The sequence below is a fragment of the Reyranella soli genome (assembly GCF_007992495.1).
Taxonomy (GTDB): domain Bacteria; phylum Pseudomonadota; class Alphaproteobacteria; order Reyranellales; family Reyranellaceae; genus Reyranella; species Reyranella soli.
Genome location: NZ_BKAJ01000175.1, coordinates 1 through 22,522, shown reverse-complemented (window position 1 = coordinate 22,522; position 22,522 = coordinate 1). Strand labels below are relative to the sequence as shown.

Sequence of the window (22,522 nt, the reverse complement as noted above, 5' to 3'; positions counted from 1 at the left end):
ACCCAACCTCTCCCCCTATCGGGGGAGAGGAGGCTTGAGTCGAAGGCGCTTTATCGATCGTCGACTTTGACAGCGATGCGGTGGACGTCCTCCGGGGCGAACACGGGAATCGAGCAGGCGCCGTTGGCGCAGGCGAAGGCGGCGGCTTTGGGCAGTTCTGGATACTCGACGTCGGCCGCCGGCAGCGGCCCCTCGCGGCGATCGAGCCATTCGATGCGGAAGTAGCGCGTCGGGTAGGTGCGGGCGGCTTCGTAGAGCGCGCGCGCCGCGGGATCGTCCTTGGCGCCGACGATGGTGATGTGGGCGGGCTCGCGCGACAGTTCGCGGTCGGCCAGCAGGGCGCCGGGCACGATCAGGTCTTCTTCGGCCAGCGCGATCAGGTAGCGCATGCCGTGCTCGGCCGCTTCCTTGAAGATGGGCCGAGCGGCGGCGCGGGCCAACAGGTTGAGCAGGCGCACGCTGGCGACGTTCTCGTCGACCTGTTTCACCGGCTTGGCCAGCACGCCCTTCGCGCCGGGCTCGGGCGCGCACACCATGAAGCCGCCCGACGGATCGCGATGGTCACGCACGATCACTTCGCCGAGCTCGATCGCCACGCCGAGGTAACGCCGCTCGGCGGAGCTGCGATAGAGCGCGATCGCGGCCTCGGCCATCGACAGCGTGTCGCCGAGATGGGTGTCGTCGTCGGACGCGCGCGCGTGGCCGAAGCCGCCGCTGGGCGCGCGGCGGTTGGCAACGATCCAGTCGAAGGCACGCGTCGCGGCGTCGATCAGCGCCGGATCACCGGTGACGTCGTACAGTGCGGCCAGGCTCGCGATCGCCCAGCCGTTCTCGCGTGCATAGGCGTTGCGATCGATCGGCGGCTGCGGGCCGGCGCGGCGCTCGCTGTCCGTCCTGGCATAGAAGACGTCGCCGTGCAGCGTCGGGCCGGCGTCGGCATCCTGGCTGGTGTAGAAGGCGCCATTGGGCGCGCGCATGAAATCCATCAACCAGCGGGCGATGTCGCGTGCTGCTGAAAGGTCGGCGGGGTCGCCGCTGATCTGGTACGCCAGGACATAGGCGCGCACGGCGTCGCGCTGGATGTTCAAGAGCTTCTCGTAGTGCGGGCCCGACCAGTCGAGCTTGTCGGAATACTGGAACATGCCGCCCCACACCGGATCGATCAGGCGGCGCGCGCCGGCAAGCGTGCGTGCCGACATTTCGCGCCAAGCTTCGGGTTCGGCGTTTCGCTGCAGGTCGCGGCCGCGCTCCAGCACCCATTCGAGCGTGTCGCCGTGGATGAAGCGGTGGGTGTCGCCGAAGCCGCCATTGGCCTTGTCGTAGTTCTTAAGCAGCAAGTCTTCGGTGCGGGCGCGACGCTCGGCTGAGAGGGCGACGGCATTGGGATCGACGGCGGCGACGCCCGTATAGGCTGGCAAGGCCGAGGGATCCTCGATGACGGCAGCCAACAGCTTCGTAAACAGCTCGGGCGGGATGTAGCCGCGGCGCTTGAAGATCTCGTTGCCGTCCTTGTCGAGCATGATGGTGGCGGGCCAGCCCCAGTTTTCGTAGCGGTAGGAGAGGGCAGGGTCGGAATCCTGGTCGACGCGCACGGCGATGAATTTCTCGGCGATGCGCTGCTGGATCGCGGGATCGCGGTAGGTCGTGCGCTCCATGACGTGGCACCAGTGGCACCACACCGCCGCCATGTGCAGCAGGATGTACTTGTCCTCGCGAGCAGCCAGATCGAACAAGGCGGGGTCCCACTTTGCCCACGGCAGCGCGGGGGTCTCGGCGCGGGCTGGAAGGGCGAAAACGAGCAGGAGGAGGGCGAGGAGGCGGCGCATGCCCTCTCTACGCCCGGCGGTCAGCCGCGGATCTGGTACTTCATCAATTCGTTACCGAGGCGGCCGGTCAGCCACAGCCCGCACATGCGGTAGTCGCTGATCAGTGACCACCAGGGCGCCTTGAAGGTCGCCGGCTTGTTCTTTTCGACGAAGAAGTGGGCGAACCAGGCGAAGGCGTATCCCGCTACCGGCACCGCCAGCAGCCACCACCAGCTCTGGGTGGCCACGGCCCAGATCAGCAAAACGACCGAGGCGATCGATCCGACATAGTGCAGCGCCCGTGTCTGCGGCTTGCGGTGCTCCCGCAGATAAAACGGCCAGAACTCGGCATAGGTGCGATGGGTGGCCATGCGGCCATCATACGACGAAGCGGCCGCTTTCACCTCCCCCGCCTTACGGGCGAGGGTTATCGCATAACACTGCAAACTTCCCGACCGGAGCCGAGCGTAGCGAGGCGAAGCGGAGGGACCTGTTTTTGTTGATGCATCGACAAGAAGAGGTCCCTCGACTACGCCGCCCTTCGGGCGGCTCCGCTCGGGATGACGGGAAATTGGTCAAATGCGATAGCCCTGCGATGACAGGGGAGGGTGGTCAGGTATTAGGCGCCGGTCCAAGAAGGTCCCATTTGTTACCCGCGATATCGAGGAAAACCGCGACCCGGCCGTAAGGCTCGGTGCGCGGCGGCTTCACGAAGGTCACTCCCGCCGCGACCATGCGGTCGTAGCTCACGCTGAAGTCATCCACCTGCAGGAAAAAGCCGACGCGGCCGGCAAACTGGTTGCCGACGATGCGCTCCTGTTCCTCGCCGTCCGCCTTGGCGATCAGGATGCCGGTCGCGGCGCCGGGTGCGCGGACGACCACCCACCGCTTCGACCGTCCGTCATTGGTGAGCGAAGGGACGTCTTCGACCAGTTCGAAGCGCAGGATGCGGACGAAGAAATCGATGGCCGGGTCGTATTCCTTCACGACGAGGGCGACGAGGCTGAGGTGCGCCATCTCTCAGCCCAACGCGCCCGACTTCTTGAGCGCGTCGATCTCGTTGGCGGAGAAACCCGCTTCGCGCAGGATCTCCTCATTGTGCTGGCCGACCGCCGGCGGTGGCCCCGCCTTTCGCGGCTCGGCGAAACCCAGGCGGATGGGGTTGTTCACCGTGCGCGGCACCTCGGGGTTGGCCGTGTCGGCGAAGATGCCGGCATGGTCCGCCTGCTCGTCGTCGACGACCTCGGCCAGCCGGCCGATGACGCCGAAGGGGATGCCGGTGCCGGCGAAGGTCGCTTCCCACTCGGCATAGGTCTTTTGCGCGAACACCGGCATCAGCTCCTTCACCAGCTCGAGCGATCGCGTGCGGCGGTCGGCGCGCTCGGTGAAGCGCGGGTCGTCCAAAAGGTCGGGACGGTCGATGGCCTTGCACAGGACCGGCCACAGCCGGTCGTCGCGCACCAGCAGGAGCTGCAGCCAGCGATCGTCCTTGGTGCGGTAGAGGTTGGTCAGCGCGTTGCGCGGCTTGTCGGGCGCCTGGCGCGGCGGCAGGTGCGCACCGACCAGCGCGCCGGCAGCCGAGGTGCCGTTGGACCAGACGCCGTTGGCATAGAGCGAGGTGCCGACCCAGCAGCCCTTGCCGGTGCGGTCGCGCTGGCGCAGGCCGAGCAGGATCGCCGCGACCAGGGTCATGGCCGTGGCGCGGTCGCCCTGCGCCGGCAATGACAGGCCAGGAGGCCCGTCCTCGTAGCGCGCCAGGTCGAGGATGCCGGAGCGGCCGAAATAAGCGGTGACGTCGAAGCCCGGCCGGTCGCGGTCGGGGCCGGTCTCGCCGTAGCCGGTGAGCGAACAATAGATGAGTCGCGGATTGACGGGTTCGATGTCTTCCCAGCGCAGCTTCAGGCGTTCGCGTGCCGGCGGCGGGAAGTTCACGATCATGATGTCGGCGCGCTGGATCAGTCGCTCGAGCACGGGCCGCGCCGTGTCGTTCTTGAGGTCGAGCGCCAGCGAACGCTTCAGGCGGCCGTCGAGCTGCCAGGCGAAGTTCTTGTCGCTCTGCGGGTAGCTGGCGTTGCGGTAGCTGTTGCGATGGGGATCGCCGTCGCCCGGTGGCTCGATCTTGATGACGTCGGCGCCGAAGTCGGCCAGCGCGACCGCCGCTGCCGGCGCCGCGATGAACGAGCTGACGTCGAGGACGATAAGCCCGCTAAGGGGCAACTCGCTCATGGCACGGCACCACTCTTGTGCAGGGCCGCGATCTCGTCGGGCGTGAGACCGGCTTGCGCCAGTATCTCGTCGCTGTGCTGGCCAAGCGCCGGGGCCGGCCGGGCGACCTGCTGTTCGGCGAAGCTGAGGCGGATGGGGTTGGCCAGCGTGCGCGGCATCTCGGCGATCTTGGTCTCGACCACGGCGCCGCAGGCCACCGCCTGCTGATCGTCGGGCACGTCCTGCGGCCGGCTGATGACGCCGAAGGTGATGCCGTGGCTCGCCATGGTCTCGCGCCAGTACTCGTAGTCCTTCTGCGCGAAGGCGTCGTGCAGGATGGCGGCAAGCTCGTCCGAACGCTGGCGGCGGTCGGCGACGGTGGCGAAGCGGGCATCCTTCTCGAGCTCGGGCCGGCCGATAGTGGCGCAGACGCCGGGCCACATCTTGTCCTCGCGCACGATGGTGAGCTGCAGCCAGCGGTCGTCGGCGGTGCGGTAGATGTTGCCCAGCGCCGAGCGCGGCCGCTCGGGCGGCGGGCGGTGCGGCAGGTAGGCGCCGACCAGCGCCGCCTGGGCAATGACGCCGCACGACCACAGGCCGTTGCCGAGCAGCGACGTGCCGACCCACGAACCCTCGCCGGTCTTCATGCGCTGCATCAGGCCCATCAGGATCGCTGAAACCAGGCCCATGGCGGTCGCCCGGTCGCCCTGCGCCGGGACTGGCACGCCGGGTGGCCCACCTTCATAGCGCTGGGCGTCCAGAAGGCCGGAGCGCGCGAAGTAGGCAGTGGCGTCGAAGCCCGGCCGGTCGCGGTCCGGCCCGCTCTCGCCGTAGCCGGTGAGCGAGGCATAGATCAGCCGGGGATTGACCTTCTTCACCGCCTCGTAATCCAGCCCGAGCCGATCGCGCACGAGCGGCGGGAAGTTGCAGATCAGCACGTCCGAGATCGCGATCAGCCGGTCGAGTGCCGCGCGGGCGTCGGGCTTTTTGAGGTCGAGCACGATCGACCGCTTGTTGCGCGAGTCCATGTGCCAAGGATAGTTGACTGCGCTTTTCGGGTAGTTCGACGAATCGTGCATGATGCGGCGGTTGGGATCGCCGTCGGGTCCCTCGACCTTGATCACGTCGGCGCCCCAGTCGCCTAGAACCACCGCCGCGGCGGGGGCGGCGATGAACGAACTGATATCCAATACGCGCAATCCTGCCAGCGGCAGGCCAGGCTCGGTCATTGACGGTCCCCGAAAATCTCGTTCGGTCGATTAAGGGCGCGAGCCTCTGGCCTCCGTCAAGGCCGGTGGCTACGGTGTTTCGGCACGCGGCGTGCTTCAGCGAACTGAGTGGGGAATGACATCGTGCCAGCAAAGAAAAAGCCCAACTTCATCGTCGTCCTGATCGACGATCTCAGGTTCGACGAGCTCGGGATCTGCGGCCATCCCTTCATGAAGACGCCGCACATCGACCGCATCGGCCATGAAGGCGCGATGTTCACGTCGGCCTTCCACACCACGCCGCTCTGCTCGCCCAACCGCGCCTCGATCATCACCGGCCAGTACGCCAGCCGGCACGGCATCATCGACAACGTGGCGCGCGACGCCCACAGCCATCGCCTGCCCAACTATCACGGCATCCTGCAGCGGCTGGGCTACGAGACGGCCCATGTCGGCAAGTGGCACATGGGCAACTCGGGCGGCCCGCGGCCGGGCTACGACCGCTGGGTAAGCTTCCCGGGACACGGCTCGATCGTCGACCCGGTGCTGAACATCGACGGCGATGAGCGCCAGCACAAAGGCTACATCACCGATCTTCTGAACGATCACGCCGTCGAGTTCTTGCGCAAGCCGCGGACCAAGCCTTTCGCGCTGTTCTTCGCCCACAAGGCGGTGCATCCCGACGCCTTCCAGGCGGCCGACGGTACGATCGATCTCAGCAAGGGCGGCTATCGCGTGCCCGAGCGCCATGCCGATCTCTACAAGGGCGCGCACTTCCCGCGCCGGCCCAATGCGTTGCCGTTGGCCGAGGTGGCGAAGGACAAGCCGGCCTGGACCGAGGCCTTCCAGCTCAAGGGCAACGAAGCCTCGCGCAAGGTGCTGGACGGCATCAAGGCCGGCACCGATGAGGAGATCCGGCTGCGCGCCGCCATGATGGCGTCGGTCGACGAGGGCATGGGCGAGGTCTTCAAGGCGCTGGAGGAGACCGGCCAGCTCGACGACACCTTCATCCTGTTCCTGGGCGACAACGGCTACTTCTTCGGCGAGCACGGGTTGGGACCCGAGCGACGCTTCGCCTACGAGGAAGGCATCAAGTCGCCGTTCCTGATCCGCTATCCCGCATGGTTCAAGCCGGGGACGGTGAAGGACGAGCTGGTGCTGGCGCTCGACATCGCGCCCAGCATCGTCGATCTCGCGGGCGGCAAGAAGGCCGACTTCGAGCACATGCAGGGACTGTCGCTTCGGCCCATCGCGAAAAACGGCAAGGCGATTCGCTCGTCATTCATGTGCGAGTATTTCAGCGAGAACGCCATGCCGTGGCTCATCGGCATGAGCTACAAGGCGATCCGGACCAAGCGTCACAAGTACATCCACTGGACGCAGAAATCGCTCGACGGCGTGGCGTGCGACGAGCTCTACGATCTCAAGACCGATCCCTATGAAATGCACAACCTGATCAACAAGCGCGGCGAACGCGCGACGGTCGCACGGTTGCGCAGGCAGCTTGCGACATTGGTGGCTCAGTCGGTCGGGCTTTAACTGTCGTCCTGAGCGAAGCGAAGGACCTCATCGCCGCTCGCCACCGGCATGAGATCCTTCGCTTCGCTCAGGATGACATCGAGGGGCTGGGAGACCTCGAACAGGGAGCAAACGATGGTCATGACGAAGAGAGCGTTCCTTGCCGCGTCGCTGGTCGCGGCATCGGGTGCCGTGCGTGCGCAGACCTATCCCGCCAAGCCGATCCGCCTGATCGTACCGTTGGCGCCGGGCGCCACGGCCGACATCGTGGCGCGCATCTTCGCGGAGGAGCTCGGCAAGTCGCTGGGCCAGACCATCGTGGTCGACAACAAGACCGGCGCCGGCGGCACCATCGCCACCGCCGAGGCAGCCCGAGCGTCGGCCGACGGCTACACCGTGGCGCTGGTGAGCCAGGGAACATTGGTCTTCAACATGGGACTCTACAAGACGCCCGGCTACGATTCGCTGAAGGACCTGCAGGCGGTGGCGGTGAGCGGCGGCGTGTCCAACGTGCTGATCGTGCATCCCGACAATCCGGCCAAGACGGTGGCCGACGTGCTCGCCCAGGCGCGCGCCAAGCCGGGCGAGCTCACCTTCTCGTCGGGCGGCGTCGGCACCAGCCATCACATGTCGGGCGTGCTCCTGGAGATGCGGACGGGCGTGAAGCTGCAGCATGTGCCCTATCGCGCCACGCCCGCCGGCATCCAGGCGGTGGCCAACGGCGAGGTGACCATGGGCCTATTCAACACGCCGACGGTCATCGGCCTGATCAAGGGCGGCAAGCTGAAGGCGATCGCCGTCACCAGCGAGAAGCGCTCTGACCTCTTGCCCGACGTCCCGACCATGATCGAATCGGGCGTGAAGGACTACGTCGTGAACACCTGGATGGGCTACGCCGTCCCGGCCGGCACGCCCGAGCCGGTGGTCGGCAAGCTCAATGCCGAGCTGAACCGCATCGGCCAGTTGCCTGCGGTGCGCGAAAAGATGCTGGCCCAGGGCATCGAGATGCTGCCGCCGGACTCGCCGGCCCAGGCCCAGAAGCTGGTGCGCGACGACCTGACGCTGTGGCTGCCGATCATCAAGGCGTCGGGGGCGTCGGCGGATCAGTAGGCGTCGCCAGAGGCTAGGTGAGGGGTGCAACACGAAGATCGCCTCCTGCATCACCCCCTCACCCAGCCTCTCCCCCAAGGGGGAGAGGAGCATGAAAGGCGAGGGGGAGAGGAGCATGGGGGCTGAATTGAGCGACGGACGCTTCCTTGCAAAACCGCCCCTCCGCGCGTATCTCCCTGCCTCCTTCATACAGGTGAGCCATGGGCTACAGAGTCGCCGTCGTCGGCGCGACCGGCAATGTCGGGCGCGAAATGTTGCAGATCCTGGCCGAGCGGAACTTCCCGGCCGATGACGTCGTGGCACTCGCTTCGGCGCGCTCGGCGGGCAAGCAGACCTCGTTCGGCGAGAATGGCGTGCTCAAGGTCCAGGACCTCGCCAAGTTCGACTTCAAGGGCATCGATATCGTGCTGAGCTCGCCCGGCGCCAAGGTGTCGGCCGAGCACAGCCCGCGCGCCGCCAAGGCCGGCGCCGTGGTGATCGACAACACCTCCTACTGGCGCATGGATCCCGACGTGCCGCTGGTCGTGCCCGAGGTCAACGCCCATGCGATCGCGGGCTACAAGGGGCGCGGCATCATCGCCAATCCCAACTGCTCGACCATCCAGATGGTGGTGGCGCTGAAGCCCATCCACGAGGCCGCCGGCATCAAGCGCGTTGTCGTGTCGACCTATCAGTCGACGTCGGGCGCCGGCAAGGAAGGCATGGACGAGCTTCTGAACCAGACCAAGAGCTTCTTCGTGAACCAGACGCTCGAGGCCAAGAAATTCACCAAGGGCATCGCCTTCAACGTCATTCCCCACATCGACGTCTTCATGGACGACGGCTCGACCAAGGAAGAGTGGAAGATGGTAGTCGAGACCAAGAAGATCCTCGATCCCAAGATCAAGGTGCACGCGACCTGCGTGCGCGTGCCGGTGTTCATCGGCCATGCCGAGGCGGTGAACCTCGAGCTCGAACGGCCGCTCGACGAGCATGAGGCGCGCCGCGTGCTCGCCGCCCAGCCCGGCGTGCTGGTCGTCGATCGTCGCGAGAACGGCGGCTACGTCACGCCGCAGGAAGTCACCGGCCAGGACGGCGTGTTCGTGAGCCGCGTGCGCACCGATCCCACGGTCGACAACGGGCTTTCGCTCTGGATCGTCAGCGACAACCTGCGCAAGGGCGCGGCGCTGAACGCCGTGCAGATCGCCGAAGAGCTGATCCGCGGCTACATCTAGTAGAAGGATTTGCTGCAAGCGCTTGGTCTCGGCATTCCTTCTATGGCTCTGAATCTAAATGAAAATCTTTTAACTACAGGTGGTTAAGAACGATATTTCATGTAAGATAAGAGGGTGAACGACATCCCGTCGCTTTACCCTCTCCGCCCGGAATCGCAGGCCAGTGCTGTGCCAACGCCTTTGTTCGGTGGCGATGACACATTCGTCCAGCAGCTTCGACTGGCGGCGCAAGCCCATCGCGCCGGCCGACTCGAAGAGGCGATCACTTCGTACCTCAAGCTCCTGGCCGTGCGGCCCTATCACGCCGAGCTGCACAACAATCTCGGCGTGGCGTTGCGCCTCGCGGGCAAGCTCGAAGCCTCGGTGTCGCATCATCGCCTGTCGCTGGCAGCCGATCCCGACAATCCCGCGCTGCATTCCAACCTCGGCAATGCGCTGCGCGCCGCCAACCGTCTCGACGAGGCGGTGAAGCATCACTTCCATTCGATCACGCTCAACCGCGACTACGGCGAGGGCTTCTTCAATCTGGCGCTCTGCCTGCGCGATCTCGGCCGCATCGACGAGGCGGTCGGTTGCCTTGGCCGCGCGCTGGCGCTCAATCCCGACAATCGCCGCGCCCGCGTCGAGCTTGCGCTCGCGCTGCTGATGCGTGGTGAGCTGGCACAGGGCTTCGCCGCCTACGAGGCGCGCAAGCGCCTGCCCGAGACGCCGGCGCCGGATTTCCGGCAACCGGCGTGGGACGGCGCACCGATCGGCGGCAAGCGCATCCTGCTCTATCCCGAGCAGGGGCTGGGCGACGTGCTGCTGTTCGTGCGCTTCGCCCGTGAGCTCAAGCGCCGCGGCGCCACCGTCATCGTGCTCTGCCAGGCGCTGCTGAAGGATCTTCTGGGCACCGTCGATTTCATCGACCACGTCGTCGCCGAGGGCGAGCCGTTGCCCGACTTCGACCTGCATGCCTCGATGGTGTCGCTGCCGCATCTCTGCCGCGCCGACTTCGACGCGCCGGCCCTGCAGGCGCCTTACCTCAAGGCGCCGGTCGACAGCCGCATCAAGCTCGGCCGCATCGAGAAGGCCAAGCTCAGCGTCGGCATCTACTGGGCGGGCATGCCCGGCCGGCCGCAGGACCGCCAGCGCTCGGTGCCGTTCGGGCGCTTCATGGAATTCTCGGGCGACCCCGAGTTGCTGCTGTTCAGCCTGCAGGGCGGGGTGCATCAGAAGGACATCCAGACCTTCGGCGCCGGCGGCCTGGTGCACGATGTCGGCCGCGGCATCTTCGATTTCGCCGAGGCGGCGACGGCGCTGTCGCAGCTCGACCTCCTGATCTCGATCGACGCGCCGATCGCCCATCTGGCGGCGGCAATGGGAATTCAGACCTGGGTGCTGTCGCCGTCGACGGTCGACTGGCGCTGGCAGCTCGGCGGCACGCGCGCGCCGTGGTATCCGAGCGCGCGCCTGTTCCGCCAGCCGCGGCCGGGCGACTGGGATGCGGTGTTTGCCGACGTGCGCCGCGAGCTCGAGCAGCTCAAGCGGCGGTCCTAGGCAGCGTTCCTAGGCAGCGGTCCTAGCTTGCTGCCGTGTCAGGCCACGGGTTTCCCCAGGTGTCGGCAAACGTGACCTCGGCCACCGGCTTGCGGGTGAGCGGCCCGTACTTCCGCGTCGGATAGCCGATCGGCATCAGCGCAAACGTGGCGATGTGCTCGGGGATGCCGAGCACGGCCTTCACCTCGTTCTCGAGCAGGATGTGGTTGGTCGTGATCACCGTGCCGAGCCCGAGCGCCCGGCAGGCGAGAATGACGTTCTGGATCGCCGGATAGATGCTCGACCCGCTGATCCGTTGGACGTTGGCGAGATGATCGGCATAGCGCGCCTGCACGACTTCCGGGAGGCTCGTGCGCTCGGGCGGCTCGCGCCTCGCGAGGCAGGGCACCAGGATGACCGGCGCGTCGGCCATGTGGTCCCAGAGGTAGCCGCTGTTGGCGAGGAACTGTCCGTACTGCGCTTCGCTCAGGTGCTCGGGCTTGGGCCGTGCGGCGTAGACCGCGCTCTGGTAGTCCGATGCCTGGCGGTAGAGCGCGCCGAGCTGGCGGCGCTTCTCCGCATCGCGCACGACGAGGAAGGTCCAGTGCTGCGTGTTGCCGCCGCTCGAGGCGCGGATGGCGGCATCGAGCACGCGCTCGATCAGCGCCGGCGGCACCGGATCGGGCTTGAAGTGCCGCAGCGAGCGGGCGGTGTAGATCGCCTCGAACAGACCGATGGCAGGCTGCGTCGGGAACGATGCGGGCATGGGGTTCACTCCCTTCGGGATGGCAAGGCGTTGGGCGTTTCAACATCCGTGCCAGCGTCGCAGATCATTGGCATCGTCGACATCGTCGAGCGTATCGGCGATGGCCGTCGTGTATCCCGGCGGAATCGTCGCCAGCGTGTCGGCCAGGGCATGCTGCGTCGACCATCGCACCTTCGCGAACAGCGAACGCGGCAAGGGCCGGCCGCGCCGCGCGCCGATCAGCCAGAAGCCGCCGTCGGTTGCCGGACCGAACACCAGGTCATGGTCTCCCAGCAGCGCAAAGGCTCGCACGATGTGGCGCGGCTGCATCGCCGGGATGTCGCTGCCGACCAGCACGAGAGGGCCGGGCGGCAACAGACGAAACGGCCGCTTCATGCGTCGGCCCAGGTCGCCTCGTCCCTGGCCGCGCACGTTCGCTCGGTGCCAGGCCGGGTGGTCGAGAACATGGTCGGGCGTGACGAACAACCAGACCGTCCAGCGGCGATCGCGCGACAAGGTCCGGATCTGGCGATCGAGCGTCTGGCGATAGAAGCGCATCGCGGCCAACGGGCCGATCGCCTCCGCCAACCGCTGCTTCACGCGTCCGAACTGCGGGACGCGGGCGAAGATCACGAGGTGACGCTTCATCCGTACAGGCGCCGGATGACGGTCGGCGGCAGCCCGGCAAAGTAGAGCGCAAGGCAGCCGAGGTTGCGCATCGGCCGGGCGAGCCAGCCGTCGCGTTCGTAGCGCGCGGCCGAGGTGATGGCGTCGGCATCGAGAGGCAAGAGATTGCGCCGGCCGATGCGGCGCACGAAGTCGACATCCTCCATCAAGGGCAAAGCGTGAAAGCCGCCGAGTTGCTGGTAGAAGGCGCGCTCGATCAGCAGGCCCTGGTCGCCATAGGGCAAGCCGAAGGTGCGGCAACGCCAGGCCGCCAGTCTCTCGATGCGTCGGGCGCGTGGATCGGCGGAGTCGAAGCGCAGACGGAAGTAGCCGGCTTTCCGCGCCGGCCGCGCCATGAGCTGGCGCGCTGCCGCGGCCCATCCGGCCGACAGCCTCGTGTCGGCGTGGAGGAAGAGGAGCCACGGCGCGCCGCCCGCCATCGCGCCCGCCGCAAGCTGCTTGCCGCGACCGGGCTCGATTTCCAGCACGGCGGCGCCCGCCTGGCGCGCAATCGACGCCGTATCGTCGCGCGAGCCGCCGTCGCACACCGTGATCGACAGCTTCAAGTCGTGGTCGCCCCTCAGGGATTCGAGAGTATGGGCCAGGGAGCGGGCAGCGTTCAGGGTCGGAATGACGACGTCGATGTCGGTCGTCACTGGCTGCAGGCCGCGCCGCCCAAAACACAGAACTTGGCGCAATGCGGATGGTTGAGGCGCACGGCGCCGACGCTTTCGGCCAAGGTGTTGCCGAGCTCGAACTGCGGGTCGTAGGGCAACAGGGTACAGGCGACGACGGCGGGCTGCGTCGCGCCCTTGCGCTTCACCACCATGCGGGCCGAGGCGCACATCACGCTGTCCGGCGACTTCTTCAGGATGCCCCAGCAGGCCGTGGTGATCTCGGGAACATCGACCCGGGCGTCCATCTCGGGAAACAGCACCAGCGACACGGGGCTCGCCGCATCGATCGCAATGCCGAGCGCTGCGAACAGCCGGGCATAGCCCGCACGCACTTGGGCGTCGGTCTCGTCCGAGAAGTGCCGTCCCGCGACATGGACGTCGAAGCCCGATTGCGCCAGCCACACCAGGCCGTCGATGGTCGGTTTCCAGGTGTGCGCTCCGCGCTCCTTCTCGTGCAGCGTCTTGTCGTAGTGGTCGACCGAGACGCGGACGGTGAGGTTGCGGCCGTAGCGCGCCAGCAGGCCGAGCAAAGCGGGCTTCATCCTGTGCATCGGCTTCATGGCGTTGGTCAGCACCATCGCCTTCAGGCCGCGCGACAGCACATCCTCGAGCATCGCCGGCAGCTCGCGGTTCATGAACGGCTCGCCGCCGGTGAAGCCGATCAGCTTCGTGCCGTGGCCGTCGCGCTTGATCTCGTCGAGGTAGACCCGGACCTCGGCGGCCGACAGATAGGCCAGCCGGTCGTTGCGCGGCGAGGATTCGATGTAGCAGTTCTGGCAGCTGAGATTGCAGAGCGTGCCGGTATTGAACCACAGGGTCTCGAGCGACCGCAGCGCCACATGGGCACGCTCCTCGCCCTTGGCGGTCAAAAGCGCGTCCTGGAATTTCGTGGGATCGAGCAGAACGGGCAGCATCGGTCCAGTATAACGGGACTAGAGCCCGAGCGCGTGACCGATCTGCTTCCATGGCAGCGGCAGCAGCGAGATCAACGCCACCACGCCGAAGCCCAGGATCACGGCGCCCGAGGCGCGGTTCAGCCACAACATGCCGACCCCGGTGAAGCGGTGGCGCAGCGATACGGCTGCCGTGCAGATGATCGCCCACCAGGCGAGCGCGCCGCAGAATACCGCCGCCACCAGAAGCGCTGCATCCGCGAGATTGGCGCCGACGCCTGCAAGGTTGCGGCCGGCGAAGGCCGCGCCGAAGGCCATCACGGTCAATGGATTGAACACGGTGATGAAGAAGCTCGAGCTGGCATAGTGGAAGTGCGTCGCCACCTGGTGCTCGCGGTCGTCGGCCACCGGGTCGCCGACGGTGCGCGGCCTGTGGCGCATGGTCACCCAGCCCATGATCATCAGGCCGATGCCGCCGATGCCGAGAAGCCACTTCTCGCGCTCGATGACGAACTGCTCGACGATCGACAGGCCGAAGGCGGCGACCGCGCCGAACACCGCATCGCCCAGCGCCGCGCCGACGCCGGTCATGTAACCCGCCACGGCGCCCACCGTGATCGAGCGCCGGATGCACAGCACTGCGGCCGGCCCGACCGGCACGGCGATCAGGAAGCCGATGGCCGCGCCCTCGATGGCAAGCGCGATCGGGTTGAAGTGAAAGCCCGGAACGTTCATCGACCGGCTACAGCTTTTCGGCAGTGAAGCGGCGGGACGGTGCGATCATTCGATCCTGTGCCGCGACGAGTTGGAGTTCACGTTCGCCCATGGCCCGCGTGGCCTCGAGCACGGCGTAGATCGACGACGCTGCCTTGCCGAGTGCTGCCGGCACATCGCCGCTTTCGATCCAGTGCGCCAAGAACAACGCGGCGACGGCGTCGCCCGTTCCGTTGGGCGCGACCTCGAAACCGATCAGGGGCGTCGCGATGCGCCATGCCGCGTCCCGGCTCACCGCGACCATCTCGACCTGGTCGGCCGGTGCGTCGGCGCGGCGCAGGCTGGTGATCAATGCGAGGCGCGGCCCTTTCAGCAGGCTGCGCGCGGCGGCCAGCGCATCGGCCATGGTCGCGACCTTGGCCCCGGTCAGGTGCTCCAGCTCGAAGTGGTTGGGCGTTATGAGGTCGGCCAGGGGAAGGGCGCGCTCGCGGAAGAAGGTGTCGATGCCGGGCTTAACGTAGATGCCGGTGTCGACGTCGCCCAGCACCGGGTCGCAGCACCACACCGCCTTGGCGTTGGCGGCCCGCACCTTGCGTGCGGTGTCGAGCACCACGTCGCCCAGCGCGGCATCGCCGACATAGCCCGTGAGCAGCGCGTCGCAGCGCGACAACATGCCCAGGGCCTCGATGCCGGCCACGATGTCGGCGACCTGGTCCGCAGGCGCCGTGCGGCCACGCCACGCGCCATAGCCGGTATGGTTCGAGAACTCGACCGTGTTGACCGCCCAGACCTCGTGGCCCAATCGTTGCAAGGGAAAAGTCGCAGCCCGATTGCCCACGTAGCCGTAGGCAACATGGCTCTGAAGCGAGAGAAAGCGCATGCCGCGGGCCACCTTGCCACAAGGAGGCCCGCCATTATAGTCCGGCGCGTTTTTCAGGGAGCCGTCATGTCGCAGACCGTCCGCCCGCGCCGCAGCGTCCTCTATATGCCGGGCGCCAACACGCGCGCGCTGGAGAAGGCCAGAACCCTGCCGGCCGACGCGCTGATCTTCGACCTCGAGGACGCCGTGGCGCCCGAGGCCAAGGAGGCGGCGCGCACCAACGTCGTGCTGGCGGCCGAGAGCCGCGCCTACGGCAAGCGCGAGATCGTCATCCGCTGCAACGGCCTCGGCACGCCGTGGGGCGAGGCCGACATCGCCGCCATCGCCCAGTCCGGCGCCGACGCGATCCTGGTGCCCAAGGTCGAGAGCGCGACGCAAGTGACGCACGTCGTGTCGCTGCTCGATACGGCGGGCGCGCCCAGCACCATGGCGGTGTGGGCGATGATGGAGACGCCCAAGGGCATCCTGCGCGCCGAGGAGATCGCCGGCGCCCATCCGCGGCTCGGCCTGTTCGTCATGGGCACCAACGACCTGGTGAAGGACATGCGCGCGCGCCACACGCCGATGCGGCTGCCCATGATCACCGCGCTCGGCATCGGCATGCTGGCGGCCCGCGCCCATGGGCTCGCGATCCTCGACGGCGTCTACAACGACATCCAGGACAGCGAGGGCTTCCGCGCCGTCTGCCAGCAGGGCCTGGAGATGGGCTTCGACGGCAAGACGCTGATCCATCCCAGTCAGGTCGAGCCCTGCAACGAGATCTTCGCGCCCTCGGCTGCCGAGCTCGAGATGGCGGGCAAGATCGTCGCCGCCTTCAAGGCCGCGCAGGCCGAAGGCAAGGGCGTGGTCACGGTCGACGGCCGCATGATCGAGAACCTGCATGTCGAGCAGGCCGAGCGCGCATTGGCGCTCGCTTCGGCCATCAAGGAACTGCAGGCCGCGGCATGAGCAAGACCAGCACGGGAAATTTCTTCGAGGACTTCCGCGTTGGCCAGGAATTCCGCCACGCCACGCCGCGCACGCTGACCGAGGCCGATGCGGCGCTGAACGTCGGCCTCTACGGCTCGCGCTTCGCCATAAACTCGTCGGACGAGTTCGCGCGCTCGATCGGCCTTTTACGCGCGCCACTTGACGATCTCCTGGTGTTCCACGTCGTGATCGGCAAGACCGTGAACGACATCTCGCTCAACGCCGTGGCCAACCTCGGCTATGCCGAGTTCCGCTGGGGCGTGCCGGTCTATCCCGGCGACACGGTGCAGTCGAAGTCGACGGTGCTCGGCCTGCGCGAGAATTCCAACAAGGCAAGCGGCGTCGTCTGGGTGCGCTCGACCGGCACCAACCAGAAGGGTGAGATGGTGCTGGACTACGTGCGCTGGGTGATGGTGCACAAGCGCGATCCGCAGGCGGCGGTCGGCGCGCCGGTCGTGCCGAAGACCGCGGCGGCGGTGGCGCCGGCCGACCTGATCGTGCCGGAGGGGCTGAAGCTCGGCGGCTACGACGACGTCGTGGCGGGCTCCCCGCATCGCTGGGAGGATTACGAGCCCGGCGAGCGCATCGACCATGTGAGCGGCATCACGCTCGAGGATTCCGACCACATGTTCTCGACGCGGCTCTATCAGAATACCGCGCGCGTCCATTTCGACGCCTTCGCCGGCAAGAACACGCGCTTCGGCCGCCGGCTCGCCTACGGCGGCCACGTCATCTCGCTGGCGCGCGCGCTCTCCTTCAACGGTCTCGCCAACGGCTTCCGATTGGCGGCCATCAACGCCGGCAGCCATGTCGGCCCGACCTTCGGCGGCGACACGATCTATGCCTGGTCGGAGGTGCTGGAGAAGGCGCCACTGCCCGGCCGTGCGGATCTGGGCGCGTTGCGAATGCGTCTCATTGCGGCCAAGGACTTCCCCTGCGATTCCTTCCCGGGCAAGCACGCCGACGGCAAGTATCACCCGGCCGTCACGCTCGATCTCGACTATTGGCTGCTGATGCCGCGGCGCGCTTAATTTCGCTGAGAAATCCGAGACTTAAGGTGCACGTCGCGGCGACTTTCGTTGACTTGAAGCAGGCGAGCGCTAAAAAAGCTCAGCCGATGTCGGCAATAGGGGTTTTCGCGCGATGAGCGTCGCCAATCGGCCGGTACATCGGCCGCTTTCTCCACATTTGCAGGTCTACAAGCCGCAGCTCACCTCGATGCTGTCGATCCTGCATCGCGCCACGGGCATGGCACTTTCGGTCGGGGCTCTCTATCTCGTGGTCTGGGTGGTGTTCGCTTCGGCGAGCCCCCGGACGTACGCCATGTTCCAGAGCTTCAACGTCTCGATCCTCGGTCGCATCTTCCTCGGTGGCTGGCTGTTCTGCGCCTTCTACCACCTGTGCAACGGCATCCGGCACCTGTTCTGGGACATGGGCTACGGCTTCGAGCTGAAGGACGCCTATCGCAGCGGCTGGATCGTCGTCGCCGTGTCGCTCGCCGCCACGATCGTCTCGTGGATCGTCGGCCTCAGGCTGGCGTGAGGAGGGGCTGATGGACAGCGATCGTCGCACTCATCTCTCGCGCGCCCGCGGCCTCGGCTCGGCCAAGGAAGGCGTGCATCACTTCTGGGCGCAGCGCGTCACCGCGGTGGCGCTGATCCCGCTGGTCGTGTGGTTCGCCGTCTCGCTGATCATGATGAGCGGCGCCGACTACGGCGTCGTGCGCGCCTGGATCGGCTCGCCGGTCGTCATGGTCCTGCTGGTGCTGACCATCGTCATCGGCCTGCATCACGGTCAGCTCGGCATGCAGGTCGTGGTCGAGGACTACGTCCACAACGAAGGCATGAAGCTCGCGCTGATCGTCCTGATGCGATTCATTGCGGTGTTCTTCGGGCTGGCCGCCATCGTGGCCATCCTGCGTATCGGATTCGGAGGCTGAGAATGGCCGAGGTCGGCAAGAACGAAGGCGGCGATGCGGGCACCCTCAATATCGGCGGCACGTCCTACACCGTCATCGACCACGAGTACGACGTCGTGGTGGTGGGCGCGGGCGGCTCGGGCCTGCGCGCGACTTTCGGCATGGCCAACAAGGGGTTCAAGACCGCCTGCATCACCAAGGTGTTCCCGACCCGCAGCCACACCGTGGCGGCGCAGGGCGGCATCTCGGCGGCGCTGGGCAACATGGGTCCCGACGACTGGCGCTGGCACATGTACGACACCGTCAAGGGGTCGGACTGGCTGGGCGACCAGGACTCCATCGAATACATGTGCCGCGACGGCATCCCGGCGATCATCGAGCTGGAGCATTTCGGCGTGCCGTTCAGCCGCACGCCCGAGGGCAAGATCTACCAGCGCCCGTTTGGCGGCATGACCACCGAGTACGGCAAGGGCATCGCGCATCGCACCTGCGCTGCCGCCGACCGCACCGGCCACGCCATCCTGCACACGCTCTACCAGCAGTCGCTCCGGAACCACGCCGAGTTCTTCATCGAGTACTTCGCGCTCGACCTGATCATGGACGAGGGCGTGTGCCGCGGCGTCATGGCCTGGAACCTCGACGACGGCACCATCCATCGCTTCCGCGCCCACAAGACGGTGCTGGCGACCGGCGGCTACGGCCGCGTCTACCAGACGGCGACCTCGGCCCACACCTGCACCGGCGACGGCGGCGCCATGGTGCTGCGCGCCGGCCTCCCGCTGCAGGACCTCGAGTTCGTGCAGTTCCATCCGACCGGCATCTACGGCGCGGGCTGCCTGATCACCGAGGGCGTGCGCGGCGAGGGCGGCTACGTCACCAACGGCAACGGCGAGCGCTTCATGGAGCGCTATGCGCCGTCGGCCAAGGACCTCGCTAGCCGCGACGTCGTCAGCCGCTCGATGACCATCGAGATCCGCGAGGGCCGCGGCTGCGGTCCCAACAAGGACTACATCGAGCTGCACGTCGAGCATCTCGACCCGAAGGTGATCCACGAGCGCCTGCCGGGCATCGCCGAGACGGCGCGCATCTTCGCCGGCGTCGACGTCACCCGCCAGCCGATCCCCATCCTGCCGACCTGCCACTACAACATGGGCGGCATCCCGGCGAACTATCACTGCGATGCAATGACGGTTAAGGACGGCGATCCGTTCTATGCCGTGCCCGGCCTGATGGCGCTGGGCGAGGCGGCCTCGATCGGCGTGCACGGCGCCAATCGCCTGGGCTCCAACTCGCTGCTCGAGCTCGTCGTGTTCGGCCGCTCCGCCGCCAACCGCGTCGCCGAGCAGCTGAAGCCCGGCGAGACGCACAAGCAGATCAAGGACGCCGGCCAGGAGGCGATCGCCCGCCTCGACCGGGCACGCCACGCCAAGGGCGGCACGCCGACGGCCCAGCTGCGCGCGCTGATGCAGAAGACCATGCAGAACGACTGCGCGGTGTTCCGCACCACGCAGAGCCTGAAGGACGGCTGCGCCAACATGGACAAGGTGTTCGCCGGCAAGGACGACATCCGGGTCAAGGACCGCTCGATGATCTGGAACTCCGACCTGATGGAGACGCTGGAGTTCGAGAACCTGATCCTGCAGGCGATGGGCACCATGTACTCGGCCGCCAATCGCCACGAGAGCCGCGGTGCGCATGCGCACGAGGATTTCCCCGAGCGCGACGACAAGAACTGGCTGAAGCACACGGTCGTGTGGGTCGACGAGAAGACCGGCAAGACCCGTATCGACTACCGCCCGGTCAACCTGCAGCCGATGAGCAACGACGTGCAGTCGTTCCCGCCCAAGGCTCGCGTGTACTGAGTTCGAGAGGAAGCGATGGCTGAGTTCGCACTGCCCGCCAATTCCAAGATCGGCACGGGCGAGACCTACAAGGCGCCGGGCGGCGCCAAGAACATCAAGCTGTTCAAGGTCTATCGCTGGACGCCGGACGACGGCAAGAACCCGTCGGTCGACACCTACGAAGTCGACATGGACACCTGCGGTCCGATGGTTCTCGACGCGCTGATCAAGATCAAGAACGAGATGGACAGCTCGCTCACCTTCCGTCGCTCGTGCCGCGAGGGCGTGTGCGGCTCGTGCGCGATGAACATCGACGGCACCAATACGCTGGCCTGCACCAAGTACATTTCCGACGTGAAGGGCGACATCAAGATCTACCCGCTGCCGCACATGCCGGTGGTGCGCGACCTGGTGCCCGACCTCAACGTGCCCTACGCCCAGCTCACCTCGATCGAGCCGTGGCTGAAGACCTCGACCCAGCCGCCGACGCGCGAGCGCCTGCAGTCGCCCGAGGAGCGCGCCAAGCTCGACGGCTTGTGGGAGTGCATCCTGTGCTTCTGCTGCTCGACCTCGTGCCCGTCCTACTGGTGGAACGGCGAGCGCTATCTCGGCCCGGCGATCCTGCTGCAGGCCTATCGCTGGCTGGCCGACAGCCGCGACGAGGCCAAGGGCGAGCGGCTCGACCAGCTGGAGGATCCGTTCCGGCTGTATCGCTGCCACACCATCATGAACTGCACCAAGACGTGCCCCAAGCACCTGAACCCGGCGAAGGCCATCGCCGAGATCAAGAAGATGATGGTCGAGCGGACGATTTGACCGACTTGGCAGCTGGGATGTAGAATTTGGCCAAGTTGGCCAAATTCTCATGACCAAGGTCTTCAACCTCTACGAAGCCAAGAACCAGCTTTCATCGCTGGTGGATCGTGCTGCGTCCGGCGAGGAGATCGTCATCGCCAAGCATGGCCAGCCGATGGCTAAGCTCGTGCCCGTACCGCGCCCCAAGAAAGAACGTCGCAAACCGCAGAACTTCCTAGGCGTGACGTACGTGGCGGACGATTTCGATGCGCCGCTTCCGCCAGAGTTGCTCAAACAATTCGGATACGATCCCTGACGTGGAGTTGCTGCTCGACACGCATGTGTTCATTTGGTGGAACGTCGACCCTGCGCGTTTGAGCGAGGGAACGCGGTCGGCCATTGGTGACGCGGAAAACAGAGTTGTAGTGAGCGCCGCCAGCGTCTGGGAAATTTCGATCAAGCGTATGATCGGCAAGCTTGCCTTCAATCACGACACGCTGGACGCCATTGCCAAGGCTGGATTTGAGGCGCTCAGCATAACGCCAGGTCACGCCGATGCAGCAGGATCGCTGCCGTTGCATCACACTGATCCTTTCGATCGATTGTTGGTCGCCCAAGCAAGGATCGAACGCTTGGTTCTCGTGACGCAGGACCGCCGTTTGGTCCCTTACGGAGTGCCCCTTCTCGGAGCGGTCTGACGTAGGCGCGGCTTTTGCTATGCTGGCTCGACAAATAACAGGGGTCAGGGATGCTTCACAAACTCATTGCGGCGACCGCGCTTGGCGGTGCCGTCGCTCTCTCAGCGCTGCCGGCGTCGGCTGGCCAGACGTTCGATGCCGTCAAGGCCAAGGGCTTCGTGCAGTGCGCGGTCAATACCGGCCTGGCGGGCTTTTCCATGGCCGACAGCCAGGGCAAGTGGACGGGGCTCGACGTCGATCTCTGCAAGGCGATCGCGGCGGCCATGTTCGGCGATGCCGAGAAGTCGAAGTTCACGCCGACCACGGCGCAGCAGCGCTTCGTCGCCCTGCAGTCGGGCGAGGTCGACGTCATCACGCGCAACGCCACGCAGACGCTGCTGCGCGACACCTCGCTCGGCTTCAACATCGCCGGCGTCAACTTCTATGACGGCCAGGGCTTCCTGGTGCCGGCCAAGAGCAACATCAAGAGCGCCAAGGAGTTGAACGGCGCCACGGTCTGCGTGCAGCCCGGCACCACCACCGAGCTCAACCTCGCCGACTACTTCCGCAAGCAGAAGATGACCTTCAAGCCGGTGCTGATCGAGAAGCTCGACGAGCTGCTGCAGGCCTACGCCGCCGGCCGCTGCGATGCCTACACCACCGACGCTTCGGGGCTGGCTGCTGTACGCGTCGCCCAGCTCGCCGGCAAGGGCGAGCACGTGATCCTGCCCGAGCGCATCTCCAAGGAGCCGCTCGGCCCGATCGTGCGCCATGGCGACGACCAGTGGTTCGATCTCGTGAAGTGGGTGCTGATGGGCATGATCGAGGCAGAGGAGATGGGCATCACCTCGAAGAACGTCGACGAGCTGCTGAAGAGCGACGATCCCTCCATCAAGCGCTTCCTGGGCGTCACGCCGAGCTTCGGCAAGGCGGTCGGCGTCGACGAGAAGTGGATGTACAACGTCATCAAGCAGGTCGGGAACTACGGCGAGAGCTACGAGCGCAACGTCGGCACGGCCACGCCGCTCAAGCTCGAGCGCGGCCAGAACGCGCTGTGGACCAACGGCGGCCTGCTGTACGCGATCCCGTTCCGCTGATCTGCTGGGGGCGCGCGACTCCAGTCGCGCGTCATGGTCTCCTGGACCGCGCGCATCCTGCGCGCTCATGAA

General features: G+C 66.6%; 25 protein-coding genes. 13 read left to right on the top strand and 12 right to left on the bottom strand.

The window, feature by feature from the left end:
• Nucleotides 1-50: 50 nt before the first annotated feature.
• The 5 genes from RSO01_RS39140 to RSO01_RS39120 form a co-directional block, all read right to left on the bottom strand.
• Nucleotides 51-1,826: a DUF255 domain-containing protein gene (locus RSO01_RS39140; protein ID WP_147156023.1), complete on the bottom strand. Its 1,776-nt coding sequence runs from the start codon at nucleotides 1,824-1,826 to the stop codon at nucleotides 51-53.
• A 20-nt stretch (nucleotides 1,827-1,846) separates the two neighbouring features.
• On the bottom strand, nucleotides 1,847-2,176 hold the full coding sequence (locus RSO01_RS39135) for an Mpo1-like protein (RefSeq protein ID WP_147156022.1): 330 nt from the start codon (nucleotides 2,174-2,176) through the stop codon (nucleotides 1,847-1,849).
• A 241-nt stretch (nucleotides 2,177-2,417) separates the two neighbouring features.
• On the bottom strand, nucleotides 2,418-2,822 hold the full coding sequence (locus RSO01_RS39130) for a VOC family protein (RefSeq protein WP_147156021.1): 405 nt from the start codon (nucleotides 2,820-2,822) through the stop codon (nucleotides 2,418-2,420).
• Between the two features lie 3 nt (nucleotides 2,823-2,825).
• Nucleotides 2,826-4,031, bottom strand: coding sequence for a CaiB/BaiF CoA transferase family protein (locus tag RSO01_RS39125; RefSeq protein ID WP_147156020.1), 1,206 nt, complete (start codon nucleotides 4,029-4,031; stop codon nucleotides 2,826-2,828).
• Nucleotides 4,028-5,239: a CaiB/BaiF CoA transferase family protein gene (locus RSO01_RS39120; protein WP_147156019.1), complete on the bottom strand. Its 1,212-nt coding sequence runs from the start codon at nucleotides 5,237-5,239 to the stop codon at nucleotides 4,028-4,030. Before RSO01_RS39120 ends, RSO01_RS39125 begins: the two co-directional genes overlap by 4 nt.
• Nucleotides 5,240-5,362: 123 nt before the next feature.
• On the opposite strand from RSO01_RS39120, the gene RSO01_RS39115 reads away from it, so the two are divergent.
• Nucleotides 5,363-6,757, top strand: a complete 1,395-nt coding sequence (locus RSO01_RS39115; protein ID WP_170303702.1) for a sulfatase-like hydrolase/transferase — start codon at nucleotides 5,363-5,365, stop codon at nucleotides 6,755-6,757.
• On the opposite strand, the gene RSO01_RS49630 is transcribed toward RSO01_RS39115, so the two are convergent.
• Complete coding sequence (locus RSO01_RS49630; protein WP_281291603.1) at nucleotides 6,754-6,879, bottom strand: hypothetical protein; 126 nt, start codon at nucleotides 6,877-6,879, stop codon at nucleotides 6,754-6,756. The genes RSO01_RS39115 and RSO01_RS49630 overlap by 4 nt on opposite strands.
• Here RSO01_RS49630 and RSO01_RS39110 point away from each other — a divergent pair.
• The 3 genes from RSO01_RS39110 to RSO01_RS39100 all read left to right on the top strand — a co-directional run bounded on the left by RSO01_RS39110 (nucleotide 6,878) and on the right by RSO01_RS39100 (nucleotide 10,599).
• Nucleotides 6,878-7,846 (top strand): Bug family tripartite tricarboxylate transporter substrate binding protein, encoded by a 969-nt coding sequence (locus RSO01_RS39110; RefSeq protein WP_170303701.1) that lies wholly within the window; start codon nucleotides 6,878-6,880, stop codon nucleotides 7,844-7,846. The genes RSO01_RS49630 and RSO01_RS39110 overlap by 2 nt on opposite strands.
• A gap of 200 nt (nucleotides 7,847-8,046) precedes the next feature.
• Complete coding sequence (locus tag RSO01_RS39105; protein WP_147156016.1) at nucleotides 8,047-9,060, top strand: aspartate-semialdehyde dehydrogenase; 1,014 nt, start codon at nucleotides 8,047-8,049, stop codon at nucleotides 9,058-9,060.
• Nucleotides 9,061-9,228: 168 nt separating this feature from the next.
• A complete protein-coding gene (locus tag RSO01_RS39100; RefSeq protein WP_170303700.1) occupies nucleotides 9,229-10,599 on the top strand; it encodes a tetratricopeptide repeat-containing glycosyltransferase family protein in 1,371 nt (456 codons plus the stop codon).
• Between the two features lie 22 nt (nucleotides 10,600-10,621).
• Here RSO01_RS39100 and RSO01_RS39095 read toward each other — a convergent pair whose 3' ends face one another.
• Genes RSO01_RS39095 through pdxY form a run of 6 tightly spaced genes read right to left on the bottom strand, consistent with a single transcriptional unit; the run spans nucleotide 10,622 to nucleotide 15,153 of the window.
• Entirely contained in the window at nucleotides 10,622-11,344 is a 723-nt protein-coding gene (locus RSO01_RS39095) for a nitroreductase family protein (protein ID WP_147156014.1), read from the bottom strand.
• Between the two features lie 39 nt (nucleotides 11,345-11,383).
• On the bottom strand, nucleotides 11,384-11,971 hold the full coding sequence (locus RSO01_RS39090) for a TIGR04282 family arsenosugar biosynthesis glycosyltransferase (protein ID WP_147156013.1): 588 nt from the start codon (nucleotides 11,969-11,971) through the stop codon (nucleotides 11,384-11,386).
• Nucleotides 11,968-12,645 carry a TIGR04283 family arsenosugar biosynthesis glycosyltransferase gene (locus RSO01_RS39085; protein ID WP_174825985.1) on the bottom strand — a complete coding sequence of 226 codons (678 nt, stop codon included), beginning with the start codon at nucleotides 12,643-12,645 and terminating at the stop codon, nucleotides 11,968-11,970. The genes RSO01_RS39090 and RSO01_RS39085 overlap by 4 nt, the downstream gene beginning before the upstream one ends.
• Nucleotides 12,642-13,580 carry a radical SAM protein gene (locus RSO01_RS39080; RefSeq protein WP_147156012.1) on the bottom strand — a complete coding sequence of 313 codons (939 nt, stop codon included), beginning with the start codon at nucleotides 13,578-13,580 and terminating at the stop codon, nucleotides 12,642-12,644. Before RSO01_RS39080 ends, RSO01_RS39085 begins: the two co-directional genes overlap by 4 nt.
• A gap of 18 nt (nucleotides 13,581-13,598) precedes the next feature.
• Entirely contained in the window at nucleotides 13,599-14,294 is a 696-nt protein-coding gene (locus RSO01_RS39075) for a LysE family translocator (protein WP_147156011.1), read from the bottom strand.
• 7 nt (nucleotides 14,295-14,301) lie between these two features.
• A complete protein-coding gene (pdxY, locus tag RSO01_RS39070) occupies nucleotides 14,302-15,153 on the bottom strand; it encodes a pyridoxal kinase PdxY (RefSeq protein ID WP_147156010.1) in 852 nt (283 codons plus the stop codon).
• Nucleotides 15,154-15,219: 66 nt separating this feature from the next.
• Between pdxY and RSO01_RS39065 the strand changes: the two genes are divergently transcribed.
• The 9 genes from RSO01_RS39065 (at nucleotide 15,220) to RSO01_RS39025 (ending at nucleotide 22,450) form a co-directional block, all read left to right on the top strand.
• Entirely contained in the window at nucleotides 15,220-16,101 is an 882-nt protein-coding gene (locus RSO01_RS39065) for an HpcH/HpaI aldolase/citrate lyase family protein (RefSeq protein WP_147156009.1), read from the top strand.
• Nucleotides 16,098-17,153 carry a MaoC family dehydratase gene (locus RSO01_RS39060; RefSeq protein WP_147156008.1) on the top strand — a complete coding sequence of 352 codons (1,056 nt, stop codon included), beginning with the start codon at nucleotides 16,098-16,100 and terminating at the stop codon, nucleotides 17,151-17,153. The genes RSO01_RS39065 and RSO01_RS39060 overlap by 4 nt, the downstream gene beginning before the upstream one ends.
• Before the next feature lie 112 nt (nucleotides 17,154-17,265).
• The gene (sdhC, locus tag RSO01_RS39055; RefSeq protein ID WP_147156007.1) at nucleotides 17,266-17,664 is read left to right on the top strand and encodes a succinate dehydrogenase, cytochrome b556 subunit; all 399 of its coding nucleotides are present in this window, start codon (nucleotides 17,266-17,268) and stop codon (nucleotides 17,662-17,664) included.
• Nucleotides 17,665-17,674: 10 nt separating this feature from the next.
• A complete protein-coding gene (gene sdhD / locus RSO01_RS39050; protein WP_147156006.1) occupies nucleotides 17,675-18,061 on the top strand; it encodes a succinate dehydrogenase, hydrophobic membrane anchor protein in 387 nt (128 codons plus the stop codon).
• Nucleotides 18,062-18,063: 2 nt separating this feature from the next.
• Nucleotides 18,064-19,902: a succinate dehydrogenase flavoprotein subunit gene (gene sdhA / locus RSO01_RS39045; protein ID WP_147156005.1), complete on the top strand. Its 1,839-nt coding sequence runs from the start codon at nucleotides 18,064-18,066 to the stop codon at nucleotides 19,900-19,902.
• Between the two features lie 15 nt (nucleotides 19,903-19,917).
• Entirely contained in the window at nucleotides 19,918-20,697 is a 780-nt protein-coding gene (locus tag RSO01_RS39040) for a succinate dehydrogenase iron-sulfur subunit (protein ID WP_147156004.1), read from the top strand.
• Nucleotides 20,698-20,746: 49 nt separating this feature from the next.
• Nucleotides 20,747-20,992: a type II toxin-antitoxin system Phd/YefM family antitoxin gene (locus RSO01_RS39035; RefSeq protein WP_147156003.1), complete on the top strand. Its 246-nt coding sequence runs from the start codon at nucleotides 20,747-20,749 to the stop codon at nucleotides 20,990-20,992.
• Between the two features lies 1 nt (nucleotide 20,993).
• The gene (locus tag RSO01_RS39030; protein WP_218037599.1) at nucleotides 20,994-21,374 is read left to right on the top strand and encodes a type II toxin-antitoxin system VapC family toxin; all 381 of its coding nucleotides are present in this window, start codon (nucleotides 20,994-20,996) and stop codon (nucleotides 21,372-21,374) included.
• A gap of 50 nt (nucleotides 21,375-21,424) precedes the next feature.
• Entirely contained in the window at nucleotides 21,425-22,450 is a 1,026-nt protein-coding gene (locus tag RSO01_RS39025; RefSeq protein ID WP_147156001.1) for an amino acid ABC transporter substrate-binding protein, read from the top strand.
• The last annotated feature ends 72 nt before the right edge of the window (nucleotides 22,451-22,522 follow it).